This is a genomic window from Streptomyces sp. NPDC127084, from assembly GCF_042724175.1.
Classification (GTDB): Bacteria; Actinomycetota; Actinomycetes; order Streptomycetales; family Streptomycetaceae; genus Streptomyces.
Genome location: NZ_JBHXFA010000116.1, coordinates 1 through 790 on the forward strand (window position 1 = coordinate 1; position 790 = coordinate 790).

General features: G+C 70.3%; 1 protein-coding gene. It reads left to right on the top strand.

Features of this window, described 5'->3' with window-relative positions; genetic code table 11:
• Positions 1-137 precede the first annotated feature (137 nt).
• The gene (locus ACFWI9_RS24175; RefSeq protein WP_387165087.1) at positions 138-665 is read left to right on the top strand and encodes a hypothetical protein; all 528 of its coding nucleotides are present in this window, start codon (positions 138-140) and stop codon (positions 663-665) included.
• Positions 666-790 lie beyond the last annotated feature (125 nt).

Below are 790 nucleotides of genomic sequence, written 5' to 3' on the forward strand. Positions count from 1 at the left end.
GCCCCGGCCGGCCGTCCGGCATGCCCGGGTCCTTCCGGTACGTCTCCACCTGTCCTGGACGTGGTGTCTAGCCCCTGCGGCGACCCTACGCCCACCCAACAGCCCGCATTCCGGGCCTGATCCGAGGAGACGCACCGATGAGCGCTACCACCCGGACACGTGTCAGCCGCCGCGCCACAGGGGCGGTCGCGGCCGTGCTGCTCGCCATGATCGTGCCGGCAGCCGTTCCCGCCACCGCCGCTGCCAGTAGCGCCGAGCACTCCGTGTCCGCCGCCGCGGCTCACAAGGCGGCGAGCCCGGTCGGAAAGTGGGACGTGGTGATAACCATCCACGCTCAGGACCCGCCGCTGTACTCCTGGATCATCTGCGATGTGACCGCGGACCAGAGGATCCGCTGTGTCAACAAGCCGGGCTCGGCCACACCTCCGCTGGAGGGCACGGGCATCTGGAAGCAGGGCCCCGGGAAGACGTTCAGCTTCTGGATCACCCACCACGCACACCGTGACGAGTCCGGCAACGAGCACGGCTCCATCAACGCCGTCCACGTGGGCAGCTTCAACAAGAAGAGCTTCACGACGAACGGGACCGCCTTCATCGACATGGAGGACGGCACCCCCTGGACCGGCCCCATCGCCGTCGAGTCCAAGGCCACCCGCATCGGCTGAGGTGACGCGAGCACACAACGAGGAGGGGGGCGCGCGCCTGGTCCGGGGGCGCGCCCCGGGTGTGGGTGGGGGGCGGCCGGGGGACTCGAGAGTCGGCCGGGGGTACATATAGCGCGCGCGGGGAG

What these genes read in the sequence shown, in the direction of transcription:
- ACFWI9_RS24175 (WP_387165087.1), top strand. Translation starts at nt 138, where the DNA reads ATGAGCGCTACCACCCGGACACGTGTCAGCCGCCGCGCCACAGGGGCG.